Source organism: Chitinophaga sp. YIM B06452 (genome assembly GCF_039655965.1).
Taxonomy (GTDB): domain Bacteria; phylum Bacteroidota; class Bacteroidia; order Chitinophagales; family Chitinophagaceae; genus Chitinophaga.
In genome coordinates this window covers 674262-699990 of sequence record NZ_JAWLKY010000003.1, presented here as the reverse complement: position 1 = coordinate 699990, position 25729 = coordinate 674262, and the positions used below count along the sequence as shown (strand labels likewise).

25 protein-coding genes are annotated in these 25729 nt (G+C 52.5%); 17 read left to right on the top strand and 8 right to left on the bottom strand.

What is annotated here, in order from left to right; all coding sequences use genetic code 11:
* Positions 1-78 precede the first annotated feature (78 nt).
* A complete protein-coding gene (locus R3I13_RS19635) occupies positions 79-879 on the bottom strand; it encodes an AraC family transcriptional regulator (RefSeq protein ID WP_346319668.1) in 801 nt (266 codons plus the stop codon).
* Positions 880-989: 110 nt separating this feature from the next.
* Between R3I13_RS19635 and R3I13_RS19630 the strand changes: the two genes are divergently transcribed.
* From R3I13_RS19630 to R3I13_RS19610, 5 genes are all read left to right on the top strand, one after another.
* Positions 990-1982 carry a helix-turn-helix domain-containing protein gene (locus tag R3I13_RS19630; protein WP_346319667.1) on the top strand — a complete coding sequence of 331 codons (993 nt, stop codon included), beginning with the start codon at positions 990-992 and terminating at the stop codon, positions 1980-1982.
* A 142-nt stretch (positions 1983-2124) separates the two neighbouring features.
* Positions 2125-2763 (top strand): Type 1 glutamine amidotransferase-like domain-containing protein, encoded by a 639-nt coding sequence (locus tag R3I13_RS19625; RefSeq protein ID WP_346319666.1) that lies wholly within the window; start codon positions 2125-2127, stop codon positions 2761-2763.
* A 71-nt stretch (positions 2764-2834) separates the two neighbouring features.
* Positions 2835-3638: a HipA family kinase gene (locus tag R3I13_RS19620; protein WP_346319665.1), complete on the top strand. Its 804-nt coding sequence runs from the start codon at positions 2835-2837 to the stop codon at positions 3636-3638.
* The gene (locus R3I13_RS19615) at positions 3616-3990 is read left to right on the top strand and encodes a DUF3037 domain-containing protein (RefSeq protein WP_346319664.1); all 375 of its coding nucleotides are present in this window, start codon (positions 3616-3618) and stop codon (positions 3988-3990) included. Before R3I13_RS19620 ends, R3I13_RS19615 begins: the two co-directional genes overlap by 23 nt.
* A 36-nt stretch (positions 3991-4026) precedes the next feature.
* Positions 4027-4419 carry a hypothetical protein gene (locus tag R3I13_RS19610; protein WP_346319663.1) on the top strand — a complete coding sequence of 131 codons (393 nt, stop codon included), beginning with the start codon at positions 4027-4029 and terminating at the stop codon, positions 4417-4419.
* 109 nt (positions 4420-4528) lie between these two features.
* Here the strand turns inward: R3I13_RS19610 and R3I13_RS19605 are convergent, their stop codons facing one another.
* Complete coding sequence (locus tag R3I13_RS19605; RefSeq protein WP_346319662.1) at positions 4529-4981, bottom strand: PA2169 family four-helix-bundle protein; 453 nt, start codon at positions 4979-4981, stop codon at positions 4529-4531.
* 187 nt (positions 4982-5168) lie between these two features.
* Between R3I13_RS19605 and R3I13_RS19600 the strand changes: the two genes are divergently transcribed.
* Both R3I13_RS19600 and R3I13_RS19595 read left to right on the top strand, forming a co-directional pair.
* Positions 5169-7007 (top strand): ABC transporter ATP-binding protein, encoded by a 1839-nt coding sequence (locus R3I13_RS19600; protein ID WP_346319661.1) that lies wholly within the window; start codon positions 5169-5171, stop codon positions 7005-7007.
* Positions 7008-7194: 187 nt separating this feature from the next.
* On the top strand, positions 7195-7995 hold the full coding sequence (locus R3I13_RS19595; protein WP_346319660.1) for a glycosyltransferase family 2 protein: 801 nt from the start codon (positions 7195-7197) through the stop codon (positions 7993-7995).
* Here the strand turns inward: R3I13_RS19595 and R3I13_RS19590 are convergent.
* The gene (locus R3I13_RS19590) at positions 7980-9098 is read right to left on the bottom strand and encodes a glycosyltransferase (RefSeq protein WP_346319659.1); all 1119 of its coding nucleotides are present in this window, start codon (positions 9096-9098) and stop codon (positions 7980-7982) included. The two genes, R3I13_RS19595 and R3I13_RS19590, sit on opposite strands and share 16 nt — an antisense overlap.
* 133 nt (positions 9099-9231) lie before the next feature.
* Between R3I13_RS19590 and R3I13_RS19585 the strand changes: the two genes are divergently transcribed.
* From R3I13_RS19585 to R3I13_RS19570, 4 genes are all read left to right on the top strand, one after another.
* A complete protein-coding gene (locus tag R3I13_RS19585; RefSeq protein WP_346319658.1) occupies positions 9232-10047 on the top strand; it encodes a universal stress protein in 816 nt (271 codons plus the stop codon).
* A 53-nt stretch (positions 10048-10100) separates the two neighbouring features.
* On the top strand, positions 10101-10853 hold the full coding sequence (locus R3I13_RS19580; protein WP_346319657.1) for a hypothetical protein: 753 nt from the start codon (positions 10101-10103) through the stop codon (positions 10851-10853).
* An 81-nt stretch (positions 10854-10934) separates the two neighbouring features.
* Positions 10935-12752 (top strand): 7TM diverse intracellular signaling domain-containing protein, encoded by a 1818-nt coding sequence (locus R3I13_RS19575; protein ID WP_346319656.1) that lies wholly within the window; start codon positions 10935-10937, stop codon positions 12750-12752.
* 4 nt (positions 12753-12756) lie between these two features.
* Positions 12757-13392, top strand: a complete 636-nt coding sequence (locus R3I13_RS19570) for a response regulator transcription factor (RefSeq protein WP_346319655.1) — start codon at positions 12757-12759, stop codon at positions 13390-13392.
* Here the strand turns inward: R3I13_RS19570 and R3I13_RS19565 are convergent.
* Together R3I13_RS19565 and R3I13_RS19560 are read right to left on the bottom strand one after the other, a co-directional pair.
* A complete protein-coding gene (locus R3I13_RS19565) occupies positions 13387-14553 on the bottom strand; it encodes an AGE family epimerase/isomerase (protein ID WP_346319654.1) in 1167 nt (388 codons plus the stop codon). The two genes, R3I13_RS19570 and R3I13_RS19565, sit on opposite strands and share 6 nt — an antisense overlap.
* A gap of 101 nt (positions 14554-14654) precedes the next feature.
* Positions 14655-15194 (bottom strand): hypothetical protein, encoded by a 540-nt coding sequence (locus R3I13_RS19560; protein ID WP_346319653.1) that lies wholly within the window; start codon positions 15192-15194, stop codon positions 14655-14657.
* A gap of 539 nt (positions 15195-15733) precedes the next feature.
* Between R3I13_RS19560 and R3I13_RS19555 the strand changes: the two genes are divergently transcribed.
* From R3I13_RS19555 to R3I13_RS19535, 5 genes are all read left to right on the top strand, one after another.
* Entirely contained in the window at positions 15734-17320 is a 1587-nt protein-coding gene (locus R3I13_RS19555; RefSeq protein ID WP_346319652.1) for an FMN-binding glutamate synthase family protein, read from the top strand.
* Between the two features lie 162 nt (positions 17321-17482).
* Positions 17483-18025, top strand: a complete 543-nt coding sequence (locus R3I13_RS19550; protein WP_346319651.1) for a class I SAM-dependent methyltransferase — start codon at positions 17483-17485, stop codon at positions 18023-18025.
* Between the two features lie 63 nt (positions 18026-18088).
* Positions 18089-19330, top strand: a complete 1242-nt coding sequence (locus R3I13_RS19545; protein ID WP_346319650.1) for a DEAD/DEAH box helicase — start codon at positions 18089-18091, stop codon at positions 19328-19330.
* A gap of 35 nt (positions 19331-19365) precedes the next feature.
* Complete coding sequence (locus tag R3I13_RS19540; RefSeq protein WP_346319649.1) at positions 19366-20163, top strand: DUF1080 domain-containing protein; 798 nt, start codon at positions 19366-19368, stop codon at positions 20161-20163.
* A 166-nt stretch (positions 20164-20329) separates the two neighbouring features.
* Positions 20330-21520 (top strand): epoxide hydrolase family protein, encoded by a 1191-nt coding sequence (locus R3I13_RS19535; protein WP_346319648.1) that lies wholly within the window; start codon positions 20330-20332, stop codon positions 21518-21520.
* Positions 21521-21577: 57 nt separating this feature from the next.
* On the opposite strand, the gene R3I13_RS19530 is transcribed toward R3I13_RS19535, so the two are convergent.
* A complete protein-coding gene (locus R3I13_RS19530) occupies positions 21578-22123 on the bottom strand; it encodes a 5'(3')-deoxyribonucleotidase (protein ID WP_346319647.1) in 546 nt (181 codons plus the stop codon).
* Between the two features lie 95 nt (positions 22124-22218).
* On the opposite strand from R3I13_RS19530, the gene R3I13_RS19525 reads away from it, so the two are divergent.
* Complete coding sequence (locus R3I13_RS19525) at positions 22219-22965, top strand: DeoR/GlpR family DNA-binding transcription regulator (protein ID WP_346319646.1); 747 nt, start codon at positions 22219-22221, stop codon at positions 22963-22965.
* Here R3I13_RS19525 and R3I13_RS19520 read toward each other — a convergent pair.
* Entirely contained in the window at positions 22951-23922 is a 972-nt protein-coding gene (locus R3I13_RS19520; RefSeq protein ID WP_346319645.1) for a YihY/virulence factor BrkB family protein, read from the bottom strand. The genes R3I13_RS19525 and R3I13_RS19520 overlap by 15 nt on opposite strands.
* A gap of 122 nt (positions 23923-24044) precedes the next feature.
* Positions 24045-25727, bottom strand: coding sequence for a SusD/RagB family nutrient-binding outer membrane lipoprotein (locus tag R3I13_RS19515; RefSeq protein WP_346319644.1), 1683 nt, complete (start codon positions 25725-25727; stop codon positions 24045-24047).
* Between the last annotated feature and the right edge of the window lie 2 nt (positions 25728-25729).

The following is a 25729-nucleotide window of genomic DNA, read 5'->3' as shown; positions in this document are numbered from 1 at the left end:
CAGCAAAGCTAGGCTGCCTGCGCGCCGGAAAATAGAACAAAACCGCCAGCGCCTCAAAATCCTCCTGACCACAACGGTTTACCGGTTCACAGCAGTAAAATTCTCCATTACCTCGGGCGTTTTTTTACCAAACTGGAAAGGCGATACACCGGCAAATTCTTTGAAGGAACGGATAAAATGGCTCTGGTCCGCATACTCGTTGCCAAAGGCCACATCCGACAGTTTTTCATATTTCAGTTTGCGCAGCTGGCTCAATGAAGCCTGAAACTGCGAAATGCGGGAGAACATTTTCGGCGGCACGCCTACGATCTGCTTGAACTTGCGCTCGAAGCTCCTTTCGGACAGCTGCAATTCGTCGCGCAGTTCCTTGAGGGAAATGGCGCCTTCGGAATGCAGGATGCGGGCGAGTGCGTGCTCCATGGTCTTGTCTACATCCTTGGCATGGCGGCGCACGAGGTTGGCCACGTAATCGGTGAGCAGCTTGACCTTTTCGTCCAGGCCGGGCGTTTCGCCCAGCTGTTGTGTGAGGGAACGGGCGATCTCCGACAGGGGAAGACAACCGTTGGTGAGCTCGTCTGCCCGCAGGCCGAATACAGACCGCAGGCCGCTGGGGCTGAAGTAAATACCGATGGTACTGAACATCCCTTCCACCTTCACTTCCGCGTGAGAAGTGGATTGACCGTAAAGGAGAGCGCCCGGCAATTCTTTGTCGTTCTTGAACATCACACCTTTGTCCGTATCCTGCAATATCAGGCCCGGGCAGCCATCTGCTAAGGTCCTGAAAGTGCTGTCACCGTTCGGGTGCTCGCTTTCCAGTATCCAGAAATGACGGATATGATCTTGTAAATGCGGTGGAGGAACCAGTTGCCGGTATTTCATATACCAAGAGTTAGGTATAACAAATATAATGTTTTTTTATAGTAACAGGAGGTGTAAAAAAGCCATTCAAGGGGGTTGATCGCGACAAGCGGCAGCGGTAATTTTAGGGTATGAAACACATATCCATCCTCGTGCCCCAGGGCCACACCAGCGTAGTAAACATCGAAGGGTCGCTGCAGATCCTTTCAGAAGTGAACGGCTTCCTCGCCACCTTCGGCAAAGACCCGCTCTTTACCATCGAGCTGGTGGGCCTCGTTAAAGACAACAGCCAGCGCAACGGCCTCTTTTCCATCCGGCCGGATAAGCTGGTGAGCGAAGTCAAAAAAACAGACCTTATCATTATCCCCGCCATGCATGGCGACCAGTACCAGGCGCTGGAACTGAACAAGGGCTTCATTCCCTGGATCGTGGACCAATATAACCGCGGCGCCGAACTGGCGGCCTTTTGCATCGGCGCATTCTTTCTCGCCGGCACCGGTCTCATGAAAGGCAAACAATGCGCCACCCACTGGAAGCTGGCCAACGAATTCCGCAACATGTATCCCGATGTGAACCTGGTAGACGATAAGATCATGACCGGGGAAGACGGCATTTACACCAGCGGCGGCGCTTATTCCTGGCTGAACCTCACGCTTTATCTTATTGAAAAATATGCAGGACGCGAAGTGGCCATCCTTGCATCCAAAGCTTATATGATCGATATAGACCGCACCAGCCAGAGCCCTTTCATTATGTTCGAAGGACAGAAAACGCATGAGGATGAGCCCATCAAAAAAGCACAGGAATACATCGAACAGAATTTCGAGGAAAAGATCACTGTAGACCAGTTGGCAGCCATGTTTGCCCTGGGGCGGCGCAACCTCGAAAGGCGTTTCAAAAAAGCCACTTCCAACACCGTGGTGGAATACATCCAGCGGGTGAAGATAGAGGTCGCCAAAAAAGGACTCGAAACCAGCCGAAAAAGCGTGAACGAACTGATGTACGACGTGGGATACAACGACACCAAGGCTTTCCGCACCGTGTTCAAACGCGTAACAGGGCTCTCCCCCATCGAATACCGCAACAAATACAACAAGCATGCGGTATTGGCACAAGAGGCCTGAAATATGTCGTAATTACCCCTTCAATTTGTCGGGAAAGCAACCCGCTGTTTAGTATAAACCCAGCTACCTTTACATGAGTAATCAGGCACGGATCCAGGGCATACAGATGCCCGCGGGTCCTGCATCAAACCCAAACGAGCTCATGTCGAAACAATATAAACTTCTTCTTTATTCCCTGGGGATCAACGACCGGCAGCTGCACGCGCTCAACCGGCTGGTGGGCAAAGAGCCCGCCGCCATCAAACTGGCTTTTATCGAGAACGCGGCAGACGTGATACCGCAGTCTGAAGGCTGGGTAAAGGCCGTACGCGATTCATTCAGGCGTAAAGGTTACCAGGTGGAACCGGTGGACCTGCGGCTGTTCCGCAACCGGCCGCAGCAGCTGAAAGACAAGCTTTCCGGCAAGGATGTGATCTGGCTGGGCGGCGGCAACACCTACTACCTCCGCTGGATACTCCGCGCCAGCGGCGCCGATGAAATGATCCGGGCGCTTGTGGCCCAGGGCAAAGTGTTTTCCGGCTGGAGCGCGGGCGCTATTGTAGCAGGCCCAACCATAGAGTACTTCGACGGTATGGACGACCCCGGCGATGCGCCTGAACTGATCCTCGAAGGATTGAACCTCACTAATATCATCGTGATACCCCATATAGACAATGCCGATTTCATAGAAGGCGCGCATCATGCCAACATGGCCCTGCAGGCGGCCGGGTACAATACGCTGCCGCTGGGAGACGAAGAAGTGCTGGTGATATCCGGCGATGATCAGCGGATCATCGAATAAGCCGTATACAACACTTGCCGCCTGTGCATTTGAGAATTTTGCGGTAATTTCCCCTTTTATTCCATTCGGGGATGACCATTTCTACCATGACAGATTCCATTCAACTCAGGCCGGTGAACGTAACCCGGTACGTGACCCCGCTGCGCGAGGGCGGAAGCCTGCCGGCCATTGCAGAGGCAGACGACGGATTTTTGTACGTACTCAAATTCCGCGGCGCGGGCCAGGGCATTAAAGCATTGATCGCAGAGCTGATCGGCGGGGAAACCGCGCGCCTGCTGGGCCTGAAAGTGCCCGAGCTGGTATTCGCCTCACTGGACGAAGCATTTGGCCGCACCGAGCCTGATGAAGAGATACAGGACCTGCTGAAAGCCAGCACCGGGCTGAATCTCGGGCTGCATTACCTTTCCGGCGCGATTACTTTCGACCCGACGACCGCCACTGTAGACCCGCTCACCGCTTCGCGCATCGTGTGGCTGGACAGCCTGCTGACCAACGTGGACCGTACCGCCCGCAATACCAATATGCTGCTCTGGAACAGGGAACTGTGGCTGATCGATCACGGCGCTTCCCTCTACTTCCACCATTCCTGGACCAATTGGGAAGAACAGTCCAAAAAACCTTTTATCCAGGTGAAAGAACATGTGCTGCTGCCTTATGCCAGCCAGCTGGCCGCGGTAGACGAAGCATTCCGCGCCATATTAACGCCGTCGCATATACGCAATATTGTGGATCTAATTCCCGATGAATGGCTGGTTACACACGGCGAATCGCCGGAAGCATCGAGGGATGTGTATTACAACTTCCTCACCACGCGTTTGCAGCATTCCCATATCTTTTTAAACGAAGCACAACATGCCAGACAATCACTTATATGAATATGCGGTGATCCGTGTTGTGCCGCGGGTGGAAAGGGAAGAATTCCTGAACATCGGCGTGATCGTTTTTTGCAAGCACAAAAAATTCCTGCAAACCATGATCACCATCAACGAGGAGAAACTGCGGGCGTTCAGTCCTGAACTGGATATTGACGCGCTGAAAGAATACGCGGCCGCCTTTGAAAAAGTGACCCGCGGCGAAGGCCCCATCGGCCAGCTGGACCTGGCCAGCCGTTTCCGCTGGCTCACGGCCATGCGCAGCTCCATCCTGCAAACTTCGCGGGTGCACCCCGGCCTCTGCGGTCACCCGGAAGAAACGGTGAAAAGGCTGCATGCGGAACTGGTGCTTTAACAGCGGATTTTTTATATTCATCGTAAATACGGACCAATGAAAATTCCCTGTACCCTGTTATTGTTCTGTATGGCATACGGCTGCGCCGTCACCACCCATAATGCGGAAGGCAGGCGCTGCTTTAAACGACACAAACGGATGCTGGTAAAAGCCCATTTCACGGGCAAATTAATGGACCAGTACATCAAACTTTACCGCGGCAACTATTACAAGGCCTACGAAAGAGTACTGGGCCTTTCGAAGATCGCTGAATCCACCGGCCGTTACAGGCTTTCAGGTGATACCATCTTCCTGTTTCCCTGCGATTCGCTGATCAGGAACTGGTCAGACACACTGCGGATCGATTCAGGCAGCATCATCGTGCCGCTTACGGATATGAACCATTCCTATTCCCTGACCATCGAAAAAGACCGTCGCGCGCCGAAATAAGAACGGGGAGCTTGCGCCGCTCCCCGCTCTTCCATACGTCCACCTGGTTCCAAACTGTCTTTGCATTGGTTCCCGTGCTATACGTTTCCTTTCCTGTAACCATTATTTGTTAAGCTGCGTCCCTCAAAGCCTTCACTTCGTCGTGGGAAGCCCGCAGGGACTGCATCTGGGAAGTGAGCACACCCCTGAGATATGAGGGGATGCCGTCTTCCTTCAGGGCCATTTTGTAAGCGTTCTGCGCGGCGTCTTCCCCGGCCTCACAGTTGGCAAGCACCGTTTTGCGGTCGTTGCCGGTAAAGGCCGCCCTTACGTCCATCCAGGCGCGGTAGATCTTACCGCTGGTGGTGGTCCCTGTTTCAATTTCACTGCCGGCGGCGCGCACTTCGGCTGCCAGCGTTTCCCTGATGTCCTGGCTTTCACTGATCATGCCTGTAAACAGTCTTTCGAGATCGGTATCTTCTGTTTTTAATTCCTTCAGGGCCGTCTGGTACCCTGCAATACGATCATTATGAATTGCGATCAGGTCATTCAGGATGCCGGTTGTTTCTTGTTGCTCCTTCATAAAAATGGGTTTTAGCTATGAAAACAGGGGCCAGAAACATGCCAGCCGCCCAAACCGCCTGTTTAAGGCTTGTTTTGGCCGGTTTTGCACACTATGTAGACATCCATCCATGGCGCTCCCTACGCATTTCGGGGGCAATCTGCCAAATAATGCCTAGCTTTGCACGTTTTATATATATTATCAATACATGAAGACGTATTTCAGGCTTTTGTCTTTTGCTAAACCGATTGGAAGATATGCGATCCCCTATATTTTATTTACGCTGATATCCGTGGTGTTCGGCACGCTGAATCTTGCGCTGGTGGCGCCTTTGCTAACCACGCTGTTTGGCATCAACCAGAACCCGAACTGTCCTCCTGAGCCCCCCGTTAAGCCTGACAGCTATTTTGATGTTTTCAAGACGATGAATTATTACGCCGCCGAGCTTAACTCCAAAGTGGGAATCCAGCAAACCCTTCTCTGGGTTTGCGTAGTCATCGTTTCGTCTGTACTGATCAGCAATATATTTAAGTACCTCTCAGAAAAGACCATGGAAAACCTCCGGATACATACGCTGCTGAACCTCCGGAAATCCGTATTCAACAACGTTATGAACCTGGATCTCGCCTATTTCAACAATGAAAGGAAAGGCGACATCATGTCTAAGGTCTCCTCAGATGTGCAAACCGTGCAATTTTCGGTAACAGGCACGCTGCAGGTAATTTTTAAGGAACCTTTAACATTGCTGACCTACCTGATAATGCTGTTCCTTATTTCCTATAAGCTCACTCTTTTTTCCATGCTGGTAATACCGGTAGCGGGCTGGCTTATATCCAAGATCGTAAAGCGCCTGAAACAGCAGGCTACCGAGAGCCATGAAACATATGGGAATATGATCAGCTACCTCGATGAAGCCCTTTCCGGCATCAGGATCATCAAGGCTTTTAATGCCACTCCTTATATCAAGAACCGTTTCGATAACGAGAATAAAAGGTATAGCGGCATCATCCGGTCCATGGCCAAAAGGATACAACTGGCCTCTCCCGTGAGCGAATTCATGGGTGTGCTGATGGTAGCCGGTATCGTGTATTATGGCGGGACCCTTATTACCGGCAAGCAGAACCAGGAACTGAACCCGGCGGAATTCATCGCATATATTGCAATTTTCTCCCAGATCATGCGCCCCGCCAAGGCCATTTCACAGTCATTTTCCAGCATCCACTCCGGCATTGCGGCCGGTGAGCGCGTGCTGAACCTCATAGACACCAAACCCACCATCGTAAACGCCCCCGATGCCAAACCCATCACGGAATTCAAAGACCAGATCGAATTCCGGGACGTAACCTTCGGGTACCAGGAACGCACCGTGCTGGACAGGGTGAGCTTCAGCATCCCGAAAGGCAAGAGCGTGGCGCTGGTAGGCCCTTCCGGCGGAGGCAAAAGCACGCTGATGGACCTTATCCCCCGGTTTATCGAGCCCTGGAGCGGCGAAGTGAGGATAGACGGGCATAATATCAAGGAATACACCATGGAGTCCGTCCGTGATCTCATGGGAATAGTCAACCAGGATACCATTTTATTCAACGACACCATTTTTAACAACATTGCTTTCGGCAACCTGTCTGCCACGCAGGAAGAAGTAGAGGCGGCGGCCCGCATCGCCAATGCCCACGAATTTATTTTAGCCGCTGATAATGGCTACCAGACGCGTATTGGTGATCGCGGGGTAAAACTTTCCGGCGGCCAGCGCCAGCGTATCTGCATTGCCCGCGCCGTATTGCGCAACCCGCCCCTAATGCTGTTAGATGAGGCTACATCCGCGCTGGACACGGAATCCGAGCGCCTGGTACAGGACGCCCTCAACAACCTGATGAAAAACCGGACCTCCGTGATCATCGCCCACCGTTTAAGCACTATCCAGAGCGCCGATCTGATCATTGTCCTGGAACAGGGCCGGATCGTGGAAACTGGCACCCATATTGAGTTATTGGCAAGGAATGGTCTTTATAGGAAGTTGATAGAAATGCAGACTTTTAGCGGCAGTTGAGAAAAAATAAATATATACTCTTTTTTCATAACTTATATTTTCATATTTTTAAGCGCGTGCTGTAACATTTCCGGACGATCCCCGTTATAAAAGGGAACGGGAGCGCCGAAATCCTGACTATAACTATCGACCAAAGATGGTCTGCAAACGACCAATCTTTTGTAAAACCTGAATTAATCATCCTTGAATGGAAAGAAAAACGTTCAAAGTAGGATTGCTGATTTCAACCTACAACTGGCCCAAAGCGCTAGACACAATTTTTGCCAGCATCCAAAACCAAACGAGAATGCCGGACGAGATCATCGTGGCCGATGATGGCTCCGGGCCTGCTACAGCGGAGGTGATCCGCCGCTGGGAAAACATCCTGCAGATCCCTTTCAAACATGCATGGCATGAAGACGACGGGTTCAGGAAAAGCATCATTCTCAACAAAGCCGTTAAATTATCAGAAGTAGATTACATTATTGAAATAGACGGGGATATTTTACTGCATCCCCGTTTCGTGGAAGACCACGTTCGCCATGCACGCCAGGGCCAGTTCATCCAGGGCGCGCGTACCATGATCAGCGAAAGCAAAACAGGCGAGATCCTTTCACATGGTTATTCAGGCCCGTTTCATTTCTTCAGCACGGGCATCGGCAGCAGGATCAATTCCCTGCGTTTGCCCTGGTTGTCTTTCATCTTCAAGATAACCAAACAAAAATCCACCAACACCAAGGGCTGCAACCTTGCATTCTGGAAAGAGGACTTTATTGCCATCAACGGGTACAACAATACCTTCAATGGCTGGGGCTCTGAAGACAATGAGTTTGCAGCGCGGCTGATCAATGCCGGCATCCTTAAAAAACGCCTTAAGATGGCGGCGGTATGTTACCACCTTCACCACAAGTGCAATTCAAAATCAGAAGTGATCGCGAATGAGTACCGCTACATGGAAACGATCCGTTACAAGATCATTTCCTGCCTGAACGGCTACGCGGAAGTGTAGTACCAGATGAGGATGATCAGCAGGGGGTAGAGCACCCACTTCACCAGTTTGTAAGTATTGGAACGGTAAAACTGTACTTTCCGGATGACGCCGTTGTAATTGAAACGTTCGGTGATGCCGGTGAGGCGCCCCCTTGAAATATTCCCCCAGAACATCCCGGCTTCCTGGATCAGCCTGAGCGCCAGCAGGTAATAATACACTGCAATGCCGGGTTTGGCTTTCCTTTTGGCAGACTGCACAGCGCCGGCAATCACTTCTATGACTGCCGCACCGGCAATGAACCAGCCGATAGCCGGCAGCAGCGAAGGTTTCACGATAGCGGCCACGATGCCCGCCAACAGCGCGAGAAAGACAGTTTCGATCGTATTGGGAAAATCGTGGTAAGCATACCTGGGATTGCGTTCGGGCAGCAGGCTGTTGCCCATGCCGTAACGGAAAGGCCGCTTGAAATTGACCGCTTCGTTGTTCCACCAGGGATGCTCTACGGCTGCTTCAGGCAAAGACCGGAAGTCCATATAATTATTCCGCTCGCGGATATTGATAAAAAAATCCACGTCCTCCCCTCCTCCCGCTTTCGGGTATATTTCAGAGAAACGTACATCGCCCATGGCTTTGCGGCTGATCATCATGTTGGCGGTAGCGCCCCATGCAAAACCGTCCCTGTCTTTCGCGATCTTAAAAATATCCATGCTGCCGCTGGCCACAATGGCATGCGAAAACGGCTTTACCGGCGGCGGCATATTCACCAGCCCGATGAAACCTATCTCCCGCGGGTGTTTGCGGATAGCGTCCGCATAAATCTCGAGGAGGTTGGGCGGAACGGTGATGTCGTCGTCCAGGAATAATATCCATTCGGCGCTGCCCATTTCCATGGCTTTGTTGCGGGTACGCGCCGCGCCGAGATTTTCAGGATTGATGGAAAGGAACACCCGCTTATTGTCTACCAGCTGCTGAATGGCCGGCGAGGGGATGATAGATGGATTGTCTGCCACGAGAAAGAACCTGATCACAGTATCCGCAGGCTTTTTCAGGGAAAGGATCGGCAGCAGGTAATGCTCTTCCAGCCTGAATGAAGGTATAACTACATCAATTTGAACGGACATGCGGATATGTTGTATTTAGATCAGTAAAAAAATGCGGAAAGCCGCGCGCAAAGCTACTATTTATTGTGGTTTTTCTGGTATATTTCAACCTGCGGGCACATGTTTTGTTATCTATTTGTAACACCGCACGCTCATGCAAAAGATACTTGTACCGACAGACTTTTCAGACACGGCATTCAACGCCGCCCGCTACGCCGTTTCTTTCGCGCGGCAGGCAAAGGCAACAGACGTTGTGCTGTTTCACGCCTATGGCATTCCCGCCGAAGCCACCAGCACCGTATTCGCCATGATCCCCACCGATACGCCGGAATTCCGGCAAGACCTGGACCGCAGGATGCTGCAGGTGAAGCACGAACTGCAAAGCCTGCTGGCGGAATATGTGAATATCGAAACACAAGTGAGCCCGCTAACTTTCCTGGAAGGGCTGCATGATGCGGTAAAGGATGTGACGATATCGGCGGTAGTGATGGGTATTGCCGGGAAAGGTCCGCTGGAACAGCGTTTCATCGGCAGCAACGCGCTCGACGCAGCAAATGCCTCACCTCTTCCGCTGGTGATCGTACCGCATACGGTGGAATATGAAAAGATCCATCGCGTGCTGTTTGCCTGGAATAAAAAACAGCCTTTGCAGGAGCACCAGGTAACCGCCATCCGCTCCTTCGTGGCCGGCCTCGATGCAACGCTGGAAGTAGTGCACGTATCCACCGGCGAAAGCGGCGGCGAAGCGCCGGAAGAGCTGCTGCGGGCATTTGACCTTTCGCCTGCCGCCTACCATGAAGTGCAGCATACAGACCATGCCACCGGCATACAGGAATACGCGGCAGACAGCAACGCGGACCTGCTGCTGGCCATCCCCGGCGAATATGGTTTCTTCGCCGATCTATTCCACAAAAGCGTCACTAAAAGACTGGCCTTTAATGCGGACGTGCCGGTCGTGATCATCCGCTGATGCGGGCTGTTATGGAATAAACGCGATGCGGCATCTTTATGAAAAAAAACCGCATGCGCATTATTATCCTACTCACCTGCCTGTGCTGCACACAACCGCTTTCCGCCCAAACGAAAACCATTCACGTGCTCGTGGCCCTCTGCGACAACAAATACCAGGGCATCGTGAAAGTGCCCGCCCGCATCGGCAACGGGCAGGACCCTGCCAATAACCTTTATTGGGGCTGTGGATACGGCGTTAAAACATTCCTCAAAAAACAAACAGAATGGAAACTGCTGCGCACCATCCCCAACCCTTCCGCCAACATTTATGAACGGCTGGTCTTTCAACATAAGAACAAAGATTGTTTCCTGGTAGCCGACGCATATAATGGTGCGCACATGAAACAGACCGTTTCCACCTTCCTGGATTATGCCGCGGGAAAACAACCGCTACCCATCAGCGAACCTGTTATCCGCGCGGGCGGAGATGCCCAGCTGATCTGTTTTGTAGGCCACAACGGGCTCATGGATTTCGAATTGACGGAAGCGCCCGCCGCCGTGAATAACCAATCCAGGCAGGTGGCGATATTCGCCTGCGCCAGCAAACCCTATTTCTATCACGCCATCAAAAAAACCGGCGCCCTGCCGCTCATCTGGACCACGCACCTGCTTTCCCCCGAAGCCTATACCCTCGATGCGATGGTGGATGCGTGGCTGATGAACGAAACGCCTTCAGCGATCCGCGAAAAAGTGGCGCAGGCTTACCATCAATACCAGCGCTGCGGCATCAAAGGCGCCCGCAACCTTTTTATTACTGGATGGTGATCATCATTTTTTGACACGAGTGTGTAGTATACAAATCCCTTGATTTGCAGTATCTTGCCCGCGAATAACATCCCCTTACTTATGCGGAGAGCGCTGCTGCTGATCTGTTTTATGGCCTGGCATATCCCATGCCTGCGGGCACAATACAACCTTAGCGTATTGGAAGATACCGCGCGTACCCTCACGGCCCAGCAGGCGCTGGATATCTATAAGAACGGCGGCTTCAGCAAACTGGAATCCGCTTACCTCAACCCTGGCTTTACCAATTCCGTGTTCTGGATCGCACTGCCCGTGCGGGATACCGCTGCCGCGAAAGATCTTGTGCTGCTGGCAGACAATGCGCACATCAACCACCTGGAATGGTATGCGCTGAAAGACAGCCTGCGGCTGCTGGCTGTTACCGGCGATTTCCATCCTTTCCGGCAACGGCCCCTGGTGCACAATACCTTTGCCTTCCCGCTGAATGATGGCGCGCAGCTTTATTTGCTGAAAGCGGATAAACATCATGAGTCTCTCCAGGCGCCGCTGATCATCCGCAGCAGGGCGCAATTACAGGCACAGCAGACCAGCGAAGCGCTTGTAAACGGCATACTTACCGGTATCGTATTGCTCATTATCCTTTTCGGCACCTTCCTGTTCATTACCACCCGCGATAAAGTGTATGGCTGGTACGCGCTGTATGTATGCAGCATGCTGCTGTGGATATGGGCGAACAAAGGGCTGGGGTTCCATTACCTCTGGCCGGATTCTTATTTCTTTCCAAGCCGGGCCAGGCCTGTATTTGTGCTCCTCAATCTCGTGCTTTCCCTGCAATTCCTGAAAGGCTTCACCGGCATCCGGAAAGGCCACTGGATGTATGCGCCCTTCATCGTTTTCCAGGCGATATGGCTGATCATGCTCGGGATGACGCTATGGCCGGTGGACTACACCCGGTTTGTACAGACCAATTTTTACCTGCAAAGATCACTGCCGCTTTTTTCGCTGCTGGTCATCGGCTTCATCACTACCGGTCTCATCATGCAGGCGGTGAAAGGAAACCGCCCCTCCATCATCTACCTGGCCGGCATCAGCGTGCTCATCGGCTTCGCCACGCTCGAAACCCTGTATCACCTCGGCAAAATTCAGCTTCCTGAATTCTTCGCGCACTTCGGCATGTTCACCGGCGTGGTGCTGGAAATGATCATCATCACCTTCGGGCTTGCCGCGCGCTTCAACACGTACCGCAAAGAAAAAGAAGCCGCGCTGCTGGCCATGAACGCCCAGCAGAAAGCATTGACAGACACCATCGTGACCGTGGAAGAGAACGAGCGCAAAGCACTGGCAGACCGCCTGCACGACGAGATCGGTTCCATGCTTTCCCTCGCGTCGCTGCAGCTCAGCGCCGCGCAGGAAAACCCGCTGGGCAGCGAAACGAAATTGCAGCATGCGGGCGATCTGCTGAAAGACGTCAGTCATACTATACGCAACATCAGTCACCAGCTTACACCGGTGGCGATTGAAAAATACGGGCTGCTGCATGCCATCGAAGACATGGCGCAGCTGGCCAACGCTTCGGGCAAGATACATATAGAATTAGTGCTGGTGGGCTTTTCCGGCGAAAAGGAATACCCGCGCAACTTCCAGCACACGATATACCGCATCATCCAGGAATTATTGCAGAATATCCTGCGGCATGCGGGCGCCAGCCACGCGCTGATCCAGCTGATAGAGCATGAGGATGCATGCTCCATTATCGTGGAAGACAATGGCAAAGGCATGGAGAATGGCGCAGCGGCGCCCGGCTTCCTGCGCAGCATTCATTCCAAGGTCTCGTACCTTGACGGCATCTTACAAATCGAGAGCGAACCCAACCAGGGCACGATGGTGAACATAGACCTGCCGTTGCCCGGTAAAAACTGAGCTTATGGAAAAACTACGGATCATTATTGCAGACGATCACCAGTTGCTGATAGACGGCCTCATAGCCGTATTGCGGGAAAACCCTGAATGGGAGATACAGGAACCGGTGAACAATGGCCGCCAGCTGCTGGAAAGGCTGGACAGTGCGCCGGCAGACCTGGTGTTGCTGGACCTGAACATGCCGCAGCTGGATGGTATCCGCACGCTGGAGATCATGCGGCGGCAGCATCCGTCCGTAAAAATACTGGTGCTCACGAACTATAACCAGCCGCAGCTGCTGAACGAAGTGCGGAAGCTGGGCGCAGACGGGTATTTGCTGAAAAATTCCCCCGCTTCTGTTTTAAAGACCGCCATCGCCACCATCGCGGAAGGCGGGTCTTATTTTGAAGTATTGCAGCCGCAGGAAACCAATATCCCTGCCTACTTCCTGGATGAATTCATGAAAAAATACCAGCTCACCAAACGGGAAGTGGAGATCATCAGGATGGTGGGCAGCGAGCTGACCAGCCGCGAGATCGGCACGCAACTGTCCATCAGCGAATTCACTGTAAACACGCACCGCAAAAATATCCTGCGCAAACTGGAACTGAAGAATACCCCGGGGCTGCTGAATTTCGCCAAGCAGCACGGCATCCTATAACCGCCGCATCACCTCAAGGCAGGCGCGGCTGTTGTGATAAGGGCATTTCCAAAGGCCTGCTTTGTCTTCCGGCAACTTCTGTTTGTCTGCGTCTATTCCCCAGCACCATTCGCCATGCTCTTTGTCAAGGATGTACGACTGCACGAATTTCCAGGAGCCTTCCGCGAGGCGGAGATATTTTTCATCCTTGCTGATCTGCCAGGCGTTCACAAATCCTGTGATAGCCTCGGCCTGTGGCCACCACCGCTTTTCAGCGGTCAGCTTTTTGCCTTCCGCGTTCAGCTGCTGCCAGAGGCCGCCATCTGTATCCAGTCCTTCTACGGCGGCGTCAGCCATGCGGATGGCCAGCGCGCGGAATTTTTCTATCAACGGTCCTTCCCCTAAAGTTTCGGCCGCCAGCAACAACAACCAGCTGGCTTCAATATCATGACCGTAGCTGAGCACGTCGCCCAGCGGGTTCCATTGTTCGTCAAAAAAAAGTTGCAGGTGCCCGGTCTGTTTGTTTACGATCTTGTCGTGGAATACCAGCAGCAGGCCGCGCAGGTGGCCTTTCAGTCCCGCATCCGGCCAGACGGAATACAGCGCCGTATAGGCTTCCAGGATATGCAGCTGTGTGCTCATGGATTTTTTGATGCCAGGATCGGCGCCGGGAGAAGAGAACGCTTTCCAGTCGCGGGTAAACACTTCCTGGTAGCCGCCATAAACACAATCATACCCATACAGCTGGATCAGGCTGTACAGGCCGATAGCCTTTACCCTGGCCTCTTCCAGGCCCGTTGCCCTGTAATATTCGCTGAATGCGTAGAGGGTGAAAGCGATAGCGTATACCTGCTTCTGCGTCTCAATGGGATGGCCTGCATAATCCACGCACCAGAGCACGCCGCCAAATTCTTTGTCTACCAGGTAAGTATTGATATAATCATAAGCACGCTGCGCCATTCGCAGGTAGGCGGGTTCGCGGGTTGCATGCCAGGCAGCCGAGAAGGTCCACAGGATGCGCGCGTTCAGCACCGATCCTTTCAGCGCAAAACGGTCCGGCGTATTGTCATTCGCCAGCCGCCCGTAAAAACCGCCGGATTGTTCATCCACGGTATGTTTCATCCAGAACCCCAGTATGTTGGTCAATTCCTGTTGTAAAGCCGGTTTCAGATCGGTATGCATATGTAGGAAAACAAAATAACCGGCTCAATTGTTCCCGCAAGAACAAAGGCCGCCCGGTAGCCTCGGGGCGGCCTTTGGCGATAAAAATATGCAGCAGGCCGCTAGTGTACATTAGGTTCCAGCCGGGTAATAGCCAGCTTTCGGTCGGTTTCAAGCTCTTTGATGAAAGGCAGGCCGCCCTGGATATACAGCCTGCTGCTCAGTTCCAGGTAGTTATCCAGCTGGAAGAACATCGCCGCGCGGTTGCTGCCCAGCAGCTTGATCATCCTGCGGTAATAGCGGATCTGGAGCGACACGAACTCCTTATCATTTTTGATCGTGTTCTTCGTCAGTTCCGTCATCATTTGTTCGTCTACCGTCTGGAATTTTTCGTTGTACAGCCGGAGAAGGTAATTCCTTCTTTCTGTGAACGGGGCTTTTTCAGTTTCGTATTGGGTCAGTACTTCGCCAAACTCCGTTTGTTCGCTCCGCGTGATGCGCAGGAAATTGGAGAAGAGGGCTTCACGCGTTTTGCCGAACAGCCGGAAAATAATATCGCCGTCTGATGCGGCGGCTTCTTCGGCGGGGGCTTCGGTTTGTGCAAGCAGGGGCGTGCCGGTCAACTGTGCTCCCAACAAACAGATCAATAACAGATTTCTCATACTTCATAACTTTTATGGCAGTGCTTCCACCGCCTGTGGAGAGAGGCAGGTGCTGAAATATTTATGCCGGGGCGGGCGCTTCAAAGCTTCAGGGTAATTATGCCGTAATGCTGGTTAAATGTTCACCTGTTGATTTCATGCTGTATATGCAAGAAGTTTGCCGCGTTTTTACGGACTGTTCGCTCACTATGGAGGATCCGGTTGCAGAAGGCTAACGCTGTAGAAAAAGGGCAACACCGGTGCCATATGCATGCTTTTTTAACATGAACAAATGGAACGTTGATGCTTAAGGGTGGTTTTGTTGTAACGCCGGGCAAGGAAGGAATATTGTACGTGGAAAAGAGAAAATAACAACGGGCAGAAAATGATGGTAAAAGATGAATTCTAAGGTTCCCGCTGATTTTTTTGCAAATCTTCATGAATTACTGTGTTGACTGAACGGCTTTCCCGGTTTCGCAGGCTTTGCGTTTGAATTGTGCAAAACAACCGTCAATTTGAATATTCCCTATTTTTGCAGTTGATTTAAAAAACGACCAACAATGCGGAAAGGATTTATTATCAGTGCGGTCATCGGGATCATCGGCGCATTCCTTTTGGGGTATTATGCCAGTCCATGGTGGTACGTGCTGCTGGCCCTGATCATCACGCTTTTTATTATGGGGATCAACGACATGCGGCAGACCAGCCACTCCATCATGCGCACCTACCCGGTGTTTGGCAGGATGCGTTACTGGATGGAGGCCCTCCGCCCCAAAATGTACCAGTATTTCGTAGAATCAGATATAGACGGGCGGCCTATCAACCGCATAGACCGCTCCACCATATACCAGCGCGCCAAACGCGAAATGGACACTATGCCTTTCGGCACCCAGCTGGACGTGTACGAAGAAGGATATGAATGGATGAGCCATTCTATTTCCCCTAAAGATTTTCACAACCTGGACCATAAGCCCCGCGTAACGATCGGCAACAAGGATTGTAAGCAACCTTATTCCGCCAGCATCTTCAACGTATCCGCCATGAGCTTCGGCTCGCTCAGCAGTAACGCCATTGAAGCGCTGAATGCGGGCGCGAAGATCGGCAACTTCGCCCACAACACTGGCGAAGGCGGCCTGAGCCCTTATCATCTCAAGCACAACGGCGACATCATCTGGCAGATCGGCACCGGCTACTTTGGTTGCCGCGACGATGAAGGGAAATTCTCCGACGAGCTGTTCGCCAAAAACGTGGCCGCGCCGCAGATCAAAATGGTGGAGCTGAAATTGTCGCAGGGCGCCAAACCCGGCCATGGGGGCATCCTCCCGGCCAAAAAGAACACGCCCGAGATCGCGGCCATCCGCCACGTAAAACCCGGCACTACCATCTATTCCCCGCCCTATCACAGCGCCTTCACCAATCCGAAAGAACTTGTGCAATTCCTGCACCGTATGCGCCAGCTGTCAGGCGGCAAGCCTGTCGGCTTTAAGCTGTGCATCGGCCGCAAAAGCGAATTCATCGGCATCTGCAAGGCGATGCTGGAACTGGATATTTACCCGGACTTCATTACGGTAGACGGCGGCGAAGGCGGCACCGGCGCTGCCCCGCAGGAATTCTCCAACCACGTGGGCGCTCCCCTGCTGGACGGGTTGGCATTCGTGCACAATATGCTTGTGGGCTTCAACATCCGCCAGCATATCAAGATCATTGCTTCCGGGAAGATATTGTCCGGCTTCCACCTGCTGCGCGCCATCGCCCTCGGGGCAGACGCCTGCAACAGCGCCCGCGCCATGATGATGGCCCTCGGCTGCATCCAGGCGCTGCAATGCAACTCCAACAAATGCCCGACCGGAGTAGCCACGCAGGATCCCGCCCTGTCCATAGGCCTGGTGGTAAGCGATAAAAAACAACGCGTGGCCAATTACCATGGAGACACCGTGAAGACCTTCGTGGAGCTCATGGGCGCCGCCGGCATAGACGACTATAAAAAACTGACCCGCTCGCATATCTACCGCCGTGTATTCATGAACGAAGTGCGCACCTTCGAGGATATTTTCCCGTCGCTGGAGCCCAGCTGCATGATTACCAACAAGATCCCGGAGAAATACAAACAGGATTACGAAATGGCGCATGCAGACCGCTGGTATTGATACGACCGTTTTGTAAAAAAGCGGCTGCTCCGTCAAAAAGGGGCAGCCGCTTTTTCTTTGAATATCAATCCATTTCCCGGCCTGCAAAATAACGGCAGCCCACTGCGGTAAGAATATCAAATTAAATTAATATATTTATATTAATAACGTTTGATTACGCATATGAAAGTGAACGAGCGATTCAACTGGGCAGTGGAAATGCTGCATGTGGACCCGGACGACAGGATACTGGAGATCGGGTGCGGGCATGGCATTGCAGTATCTCTCATTGCGCCGCGGCTGACGAAAGGCTTTATTACCGCTATCGACATTTCCCCGGCTATGATAGACAAGGCCATCAAAAAGAACGAAGGGCTGAAAGCCTCTTTCATCAATGGTTCCCTGACCGATGCCCCGATAAAGGACCGCCAGTTCGACAAGATATTCGCCTTTAACGTGAACGTGTTCCATAAAGACGCCGAAAAAGAGCTGGACCTGATCCGGGAGTATCTTGCTCCTTTGGGCGCGCTGTACATCTTTCACCAGCCCCCGCCCACAGACGACATCGAAGTGGCCAGGTCGTTTGCCGACCGCATTTCCGGCGAGCTTAAAAAAGGCGGTTACCTGGTCAGGGATGTGCTGTATAAGCGCATCTCCCCCAGCCCCTGCGTTTGTATCATCTCCCAGCCCGCCGCTTTGCGGAAACCAGCATCCGCCGTAGCCTGATACCATTCCGCACCCCAGCGGGAATTTGCCTACCTTTGTACCCTTTAGTACAAGCAGCTGCGCATGAAATTTGAACAATACCGCATTTCGGAAGAATTAAAGAGAAGCCTGGAAGAACTGGGTTTTAAAAGGCCCACAGACATACAATACAAGGCCATCCCCTCCATCCTGAAGGGAGACGACGTACTGGCCATTGCGCAAACCGGCACCGGCAAAACCGCCGCTTTCGCCATTCCCGTCATCCAGCTTTTACAGCAGCAGGGCCGTTCACGCACCAAAGGCGAGGTAAAATGCCTCGTGATGGTGCCTACCCGCGAGCTGGCCATCCAGATATCAGACGTGTTCAAACAACTGGCAAAATACACCCGGGTAGACATTATGGGCCTCTACGGCGGCGTGGAACAGGAAGCCCAGATCAAAAAGCTCGATAAAGGCGTGGATGTGCTCATTGCCACACCCGGCCGCATGTTCGACCTCATCAGCCAGGGCCACCTGGACCTCAGCCACGTGCAAACCCTCATCCTCGACGAGGCAGACCATATGCTGGACCTCGGCTTTATCCGCGATATCCGCGACATCATCAAACATCTCCCCCGCCGCCGCCAGACACTGTTCTTTTCCGCCACTATCGACGAAGAGATCAAGGACCTGGCGTATTCCATTGTGCGCAATGCCATCCGCATCCAGATATCGCCTGACGATCCCGTGTCTAAGAACGTGAACCATTCCGTGGCCTTCGTGGAAATGGATGATAAAAGGTTCTTCCTCGAAAGGCTGGTGCGCGAATTCCCTGAGAACAAGATACTCGTGTTCGTGCGCACCAAAGTGCGGGCGGAACGGGTAGCCGCCGCCATGGAACGCGTAGAGATCAAAAGTCTTGTGATGCATGGCGGCAAAGAACAAACAGACCGCCTGAGCGTGATGAATGAATTCAGGAAAGGCGATGTGCGCATACTGGTCACTACAGACGTGAATGCCCGCGGCATCGATATTCCCAACGTGGATTATGTCGTGAATTACGACCTGCCGGAAGAACCTGAGAACTATGTTCACCGCGTGGGCCGCACCGGCCGCGGTGTGCAGAAAGGCCAGGCCGTATCGTTCTGCGCACCCGAGGAAAAACCGCTGCTGGAAGCCATTCAGAAATATACCGGCAAAGAGATACAGGTGATGAAGATCAACAAATCCGATTACCGGGAAACTATCAGCTTCTCCGAAGAAGCCCCCAACGATAACTGGAAGCTGCTCATAGAACAGCACGAAAAAACCATGAAAGAGGCAAAAAGAAAAAAGAAAAAGAAGTAATTGATTATTTTTAACGGGAAGCTACTCCCGTTAATATGATCAAAAAACTATGGTGCTGCCTGCTGGCAGCCGCAGCATTCTCCACGTATGCCAACGCACAGGAAAAAGGTACCTGGGTATCACTGTTCAACGGCAAAGACATCAGCAACTGGTTCGTCAAGATCCACCACCACCCTGTGGGTGAAAATTATGGCAATACTTTCCGCGTGAAAGACAGCATGATACAGGTGCGTTACGACCAGTACGGCGATTTTAATGACCAGTTCGGGCATCTTTATTTTGAACAGCCTTATTCCTATTATCATCTCCAGCTGGAATACCGTTTCGTTGGCGAATGGTACAAAAGCGCCCCCTCGTACACCATCCTGAACAGCGGCGTGATGTTCCACTCGCAGGACCCGCGCACCATGCCCGTGGAGCAGGATTGGCCTATCTCCATCGAAATGCAGTTCCTGGCTGGCCTTGGCGACGGCCAGCCGCGGCCAACCGGCAACATGTGCTCACCCGGTACCCACATTGTGTACCAGGGCAAGCTGGATACCAGGCATTGCATCAACTCCACCTCCAAAACCTACGAAGGCGACCAATGGGTAAAGGCGGAACTGATCGTACTCGGCGATTCGCTCATCACCCACATCATCAATGGCGACACTGTGCTGCAATATTCCAAACCGCAGATCGGCGGCCCGGTAGTGAACAGGTTTGATCCCGCGCAAAAGAAAGACGGCAAACTGCTGTCTTCCGGTTTTATCGCCCTCCAGAGCGAGGGCCAGCCCATCGACTTCAGGAACATCAGGATCATGAACCTGGAAGGCGTTGTGAATAAGAAATAATGCCACTACAGCAGATAAAAGCGGATGCAAAGACGCAAAACGCCCTTTGCATCCGCTTTTTTGTTATCCGTTTAAGCGAATAATTTTTTATTTTTAAAAGCAGTTTTTCTGCTGACATACAGCTGTCATAACCCGTCCGGAAATTTGTTTCATCAAACACACACTTATGAAACAAGCTATCATTTTCCTGACTATTGCTGTAATCGCATTCACCGCAAACGCGCAACCCAAAAAACCTGACCATATGACTGTAAAACCCTTTAAGATCGACGTGCAGCAAACCGTGCTGGACGATCTCCAAAACCGCCTCTCCCAAACCCGCTGGCCCGACGCGCCCGAAAACATCGGCTGGAAATACGGCACCGATCCCGTGTTCCTCAAAAGCCTCGTTGCTTACTGGCAAAACGGTTACGACTGGCGCAAACACGAAGCCGCGCTCAACAAATTCCCGCAGTTCACCGTGGAAATAAACGGGCTCACCATCCACTTCCTGCACATCAAAGGAAAAGGCCAGAACCCAAAGCCCTTGCTGCTTTCCCATGGCTGGCCGGATTGTTTTTACCGCTTTTACAAAGCCATTCCTTTATTGACAGAAGGAGAGCAAACTTATGACGTCGTGATCCCCTCCATCCCGGGGTTCGGTTTTTCAAGCCATACAACCACGACGGATGATAGCGCCGCCAAAATTTTCGCGACGCTGATGAAAGACGTGCTCGGCTACAAAACCTTTATGGCAGCCGGCGGAGACATCGGGTCCGGCATCACCAAGTCACTCGCCAACCTTTATCCTGAAAACGTAACAGCCATCCACCTGACGGACGTAGGTTACCCGGATGGTTCGGAAGATTGGAGCACGATGTCCAAAGCCGAGCAGGAATTCGGGCAAGTCATCCAGCAATGGTGGTACAAGGAAGGCGCCTACGCGATGCTGCATGCCACCAAGCCGCAAACGCAGGCCTATGGCTTGAATGATTCCCCCGCCGGCCTTGCTTCCTGGATCGTGGAGAAGTTCAATGCCTGGCGCACACCAGGCGGCACTATTGAAGATTATTTTACCAAAGACGAACTGCTCACCAATATCATGATCTATTGGGTGACCCAAACGATCAATTCCTCTATGCGCACATATGCTGTAGACGTTCCGCAGCAGCTGGCTTCCCACCAAAAGGTGAATACACCCACCGGCGTGGCCGTGTTCCCCGGAGAGGCGCCGCTGCCCCGCGAATGGGCCGAAAGGAAAGTGAATGTAAAACGGTTCACCATCATGGAAAGAGGCGGACACTTTGCCGCCCTGGAAGCGCCGGAACTGTGGGTGGGTGAATTGAAGGCGTTCTTCGGCAGCGATGCCGCGAAATAAAATATAAGGGATACTTCAAACAAAAAAGGAAGGCTGCATATCGCCTTCCTTTTTTTATTAAGCAACTTTCACCTGCTGTGAGGCAAAGAACTTCGCCACATCTTCCCAGGTGTCGTACCGGTTATAATCTTCGTAGTTCACATTATGCGGCGCGGTGAACAGCAGGCGCTCGCCTTCAAAATAGCGGAGGTTCTTGTCGTAGTCGTCTATCATGTAATCCGCTTTCACAATGGTTTTCAGGCCGCAGAATACGATGTTCTTCCAGCTGATGAAGGGAAAATGTTCCTTCAGCCAGTCGATCTTTTCCGTCAGCGATTGCGGGAATTCCACTGCCGCAGATACGATGAACACTTCATAATCTTCCATCAGCGAAAGGATCACTTCCTGGCTGCCGGGCATTACCGGCGCTGTTCTGAAAAAACCAGGAGTGTGTAAAAAATGGTGCACGATGCCTTCCTGGGGGAAACCGGTGGTTTCTGGCAGGCCTGTCAGCTGCTCCTTCGTTACACGTTCGCCTGTGCGTTCAAAATACCAGTCGCAGTAATGCTGGTTCAGATCCGCCATCACACCATCCATGTCAATTGCAATTCTCTTTTTTGCCATATTCTGCTATTTGATGCAAAGTTATGCAACATTTTCGGATATTCCAGCATTAAATCCGCGTTATTTTACCTAAATTTGCAAGAAACTGCAAGATTATGCTGAAGGAAGAACGCCTGGATTATATCCTCAGGAAGCTGAAAACGGACCAGAAAGTGTTGCAAACGGAGCTGAGCACGGACTTACAGGTATCTGAAGATACCGTCCGCCGCGACCTTGAATCTCTCGCCCAAAGCGGCCTGCTGATCAAAGTGCGGGGCGGCGCCATTCCCCATTCGCCCAACCCGCTCAACTTCAAAGAGCGTATTAACCTGCACTCCGACGATAAAGTGAATATGGCCCGCAAAGCGCTTTCGCTGCTGCACGACGGGCAAACCATCATACTGGACGGCGGCACGTCTACCCTTTCATTGGTAAAGCTCTTCCCGCCTCAATTACGGCTCACCGTCATTACGAACAGCGTGCCCATCGTGATGCAGCTGATAGAGCATCCCGGTGTGGAGGTGATCTTCACCGGCGGCCGCATATTCAAGGAATCACAGGTGGCCGGCGGGCTGGACACGATCCAGATGCTCCGCAGGGTAAGAGCGGATATTTGTTTCCTCGGTGTATGCAGCCTGCATCCCCTGCTCGGCGTAACGGGTATGGACCTGGAAGAATCCGAGGTAAAAACAACGATGGTGGAATCAGCCCACCGCGTGGCCGCACTGGCCACCGGCGACAAGATGGGAACGGCGGAACCGTATAAAGTTTGCGGCATCACGGATATAGACATTATTGTTACAGACGATCCCAACCAGCCGTCCCTGGAATCTTACCGTGAGCTGGGTTTACAGGTGCTGTGATTTCTTTTCGGTAACCGGCGCCTGCTTTTCAGGGATAACGCCCTTCGATTCCATTTCCACCTGTTCCACCCAAACCGCGTAATTGTTGGGATAGATGCGCTCCCCTTTCTTTTGCACATATTGCCGCGTGAATTCCGCCCCGAAATAAAGGATGGCGGCGGAATAATATACCCAGATCAGTAATATTACAATGGAACCGGCCGCCCCGTAAGTACTGCCAATGCTGCTGTTGCCAAGATAGAAGCCGATGGCGGCCTTCCCGGCCATAAACAGCACCGCGGTGGTGATAGCGCCCACCCACACATGTCTCCATCTCACTTTCGCATCCGGCAAAACTTTAAAGATCACCCCAAACAATCCCGCGATAGTGGCAAAGGTGATGATGAGATTCACCGCATACACGACCAGTACCGTTACTTCAGGAAAGACCTCGCTTAACCTCGCCAGCATCACTTCGATCACACCGTGTATCACTAGACTGACCACCAGCACAAATCCCAGGCTCACCACCATGGAGAATGACAACAATCTGGTCAGCAATATTTTCACCAATCCTCTTCCCTTCCTGGGCTTGGCTTTCAGCCGCCAGATGAGGTTGATGGAATCCTGTATTTCCGTGAACACGCCGGTAGCGCCGACAATAAGCGTAATGAAACCGATGATGGTAGACCAGCCCAGGTCAGGCGAAAGCGCGGAGTTGCGCACGATCTCCTGCACCTGTGTGGCCGCCGCGGGGCCCAGCAAGCCGTTCAGCTGACCATACAGATTGCCTTCCAGCGCATCCCTGCCCAGGAAAATATCGCTGAAGTACAGCACGATAATAAGCATGGGAGCAATGGAAAAAACGGTCGAATAAGCCAGGGAGGCGCTTAATTTCAGCACTTTGTCGTCCATAAAATCCGATCCGGCGCATTTGAACAGCTCCCACCAGTGTTTCAGGAAGAAGGGCTTTTTCATAAAAGTGGGTAGCACAAAAACGGGGCCATCCGCCATAAAAAAACAACCGTCCCCGGAAGAGGACGGTTATTGTGTTGCTCACTGTATGTCAAAATCAGGATTCAACTATAGACATGATCAATTTAATTCCCTTGCCCGAATGCGGGACTGTTCTTATCGAACCATAAACGTTGTGTGCTGAGTGCGGGCACGCCCCTGTCTCCGGGTGTAAAGCCCTGCGCCTGCTGCGCGCTTTGCCAGTTGACGTTGTTGGTGCCCAGCGGCGGCTCGTCCAGCGGGTACCTGCGCGGGATGGGCTCGGTCCATGCATTGCGCGGGTAGTAGGTTGAATTATTTTTCGGGTAACCGGTCCTGCGCACAAAAGTGAATGCCTCGGTTGCAAGCCGGTAAAAGTTCAGGTATTGCTGGATGTAGATGCGCTCCAGGTTATTCACCCCGTTGAATTTCACATTGGGATGCGCCAGGTAAGCCGCGATCTGCGCATCGCCGTCGCCAACGAGGCCGGTAGTGGATGCCGCTGCTACTGCGATCTTGTTCATCGTGCGAATGGAGCTGGTAATCCCTTTGATGTACCATTGCTCGGCCGTTCCTTTCGTGTCGAAACCGGCGCCGTAACCTTTCTGGATAAACTCCGCGATGTAAAAGGCAGTTTCGGCTTCAGTAACCATGTAATCCAGCATCTTACCCGTCGTATTGGTGCCATAGCGCGGCGCGAAGAACTTTTTGTTGATGTTGCCGATCAGCTTCCATTTGCTCCAGTCGCTCACGTTGAAAGTATTTTTATACCAGTTGGCCGTGGCCGGATCTGTCGTCCAGTCTGCCGGGCCTCCCTGGTACCTGATGAGCGGGTCGTTGATATTGATGAAGGCCGGAAGGGTCTTGTTATATTTGGTAAGCGTGTCTTTGAAGGAACCTACAAGATCATTCGGGCTGAAATAAATAGGCAGCCGCGGATCGTTGGTGGATTTGAGGAAGTTGATGATAGACGATGTGCCGAAGCGCGGGCTGCGGTAGTCGATGTCGTTGCCGATCGGGTTCCAGTCAGGCCGGTCGTATACAAACTGCGCAGCGTCATTGTCGATAGGCCCGATGGGGTCTTCCATCACTTCCCGGAATACGCGTTTGGCCACATTCACGTCTGCTCTTTCGTACCGCATGGCGATGCGCAGTTTAAGGGTATTGGCCAGTTTGATCCATTTATTCCAGTCGTTGTCGTAATAAAAATCCGCTTCGCGGAAATCCAGCTGGCCGGTGGCCGGTTCAGACAGGGAATCGACGGCGCTGGTCAGTTCCGCCAGCCAGGTGTCGAACAACACTTTCTGGTCGTCGTACACAGGCCTGAAGTTCTCTTCCGTTCTGCCTTTGATGGCTTCGGTATACGGCAGGGAACCGTTCATGTCCGTAGTTTTGAGCGCATGCAGTATGCCCACGATGTAGGTCACTGCGCGAACGTTGCGGTAACGCGGGCGTTCGGCCCGCATGTCCACCTGCCTGCGGATCTCCACGAGATTGGGCAGCACGCTGTTATACAGCACGCGGTAGCGGGAATTGATGTTCGTGCTCAATTCATACGGATCGGTGGTGAGGTGCTGGCTGAAACGCAGCAGTTGTTCGAGGTTTTCCCAGATCCATTCGGTGCCCTGGTAACTTTCGATATTTTCCAGCGAGTAGGCGAACAGCGCATTGACATCCGGCACGGTCACCACGCTGGGATCGGTGTTCAGCTCGCCAAAATCCTTTTTACAGGAAACGGCGGCAAAAACTGTTGTGCAGATGAAGAGTGTATATATCGTTAACTTTTTCATGT

Excerpts from the sequence above, each read along its gene's own strand:
- R3I13_RS19525 (WP_346319646.1), top strand. The coding sequence starts at position 22,219 with ATGCTGAAGGAAGAACGCCTGGATTATATCCTCAGGAAGCTGAAAACG.
- R3I13_RS19590 (WP_346319659.1), bottom strand. The coding sequence starts at position 9,098 with ATGTCCGTTCAAATTGATGTAGTTATACCTTCATTCAGGCTGGAAGAG.
- R3I13_RS19580 (WP_346319657.1), top strand. The coding sequence starts at position 10,101 with ATGCGCATTATTATCCTACTCACCTGCCTGTGCTGCACACAACCGCTT.
- R3I13_RS19595 (WP_346319660.1), top strand. The coding sequence starts at position 7,195 with ATGGAAAGAAAAACGTTCAAAGTAGGATTGCTGATTTCAACCTACAAC.
- R3I13_RS19520 (WP_346319645.1), bottom strand. The coding sequence starts at position 23,922 with ATGAAAAAGCCCTTCTTCCTGAAACACTGGTGGGAGCTGTTCAAATGC.
- R3I13_RS19610 (WP_346319663.1), top strand. The coding sequence starts at position 4,027 with ATGAAAATTCCCTGTACCCTGTTATTGTTCTGTATGGCATACGGCTGC.
- R3I13_RS19625 (WP_346319666.1), top strand. The coding sequence starts at position 2,125 with ATGTCGAAACAATATAAACTTCTTCTTTATTCCCTGGGGATCAACGAC.
- R3I13_RS19530 (WP_346319647.1), bottom strand. The coding sequence starts at position 22,123 with ATGGCAAAAAAGAGAATTGCAATTGACATGGATGGTGTGATGGCGGAT.
- R3I13_RS19535 (WP_346319648.1), top strand. The coding sequence starts at position 20,330 with ATGAAACAAGCTATCATTTTCCTGACTATTGCTGTAATCGCATTCACC.
- R3I13_RS19630 (WP_346319667.1), top strand. The coding sequence starts at position 990 with ATGAAACACATATCCATCCTCGTGCCCCAGGGCCACACCAGCGTAGTA.
- R3I13_RS19555 (WP_346319652.1), top strand. The coding sequence starts at position 15,734 with ATGCGGAAAGGATTTATTATCAGTGCGGTCATCGGGATCATCGGCGCA.
- R3I13_RS19550 (WP_346319651.1), top strand. The coding sequence starts at position 17,483 with ATGAAAGTGAACGAGCGATTCAACTGGGCAGTGGAAATGCTGCATGTG.
- R3I13_RS19615 (WP_346319664.1), top strand. The coding sequence starts at position 3,616 with ATGCCAGACAATCACTTATATGAATATGCGGTGATCCGTGTTGTGCCG.
- R3I13_RS19620 (WP_346319665.1), top strand. The coding sequence starts at position 2,835 with ATGACCATTTCTACCATGACAGATTCCATTCAACTCAGGCCGGTGAAC.
- R3I13_RS19560 (WP_346319653.1), bottom strand. The coding sequence starts at position 15,194 with ATGAGAAATCTGTTATTGATCTGTTTGTTGGGAGCACAGTTGACCGGC.
- R3I13_RS19570 (WP_346319655.1), top strand. The coding sequence starts at position 12,757 with ATGGAAAAACTACGGATCATTATTGCAGACGATCACCAGTTGCTGATA.
- R3I13_RS19565 (WP_346319654.1), bottom strand. The coding sequence starts at position 14,553 with ATGCATACCGATCTGAAACCGGCTTTACAACAGGAATTGACCAACATA.
- R3I13_RS19605 (WP_346319662.1), bottom strand. The coding sequence starts at position 4,981 with ATGAAGGAGCAACAAGAAACAACCGGCATCCTGAATGACCTGATCGCA.
- R3I13_RS19575 (WP_346319656.1), top strand. The coding sequence starts at position 10,935 with ATGCGGAGAGCGCTGCTGCTGATCTGTTTTATGGCCTGGCATATCCCA.
- R3I13_RS19600 (WP_346319661.1), top strand. The coding sequence starts at position 5,169 with ATGAAGACGTATTTCAGGCTTTTGTCTTTTGCTAAACCGATTGGAAGA.
- R3I13_RS19585 (WP_346319658.1), top strand. The coding sequence starts at position 9,232 with ATGCAAAAGATACTTGTACCGACAGACTTTTCAGACACGGCATTCAAC.
- R3I13_RS19635 (WP_346319668.1), bottom strand. The coding sequence starts at position 879 with ATGAAATACCGGCAACTGGTTCCTCCACCGCATTTACAAGATCATATC.
- R3I13_RS19545 (WP_346319650.1), top strand. The coding sequence starts at position 18,089 with ATGAAATTTGAACAATACCGCATTTCGGAAGAATTAAAGAGAAGCCTG.
- R3I13_RS19540 (WP_346319649.1), top strand. The coding sequence starts at position 19,366 with ATGATCAAAAAACTATGGTGCTGCCTGCTGGCAGCCGCAGCATTCTCC.
- R3I13_RS19515 (WP_346319644.1), bottom strand. The coding sequence starts at position 25,727 with ATGAAAAAGTTAACGATATATACACTCTTCATCTGCACAACAGTTTTT.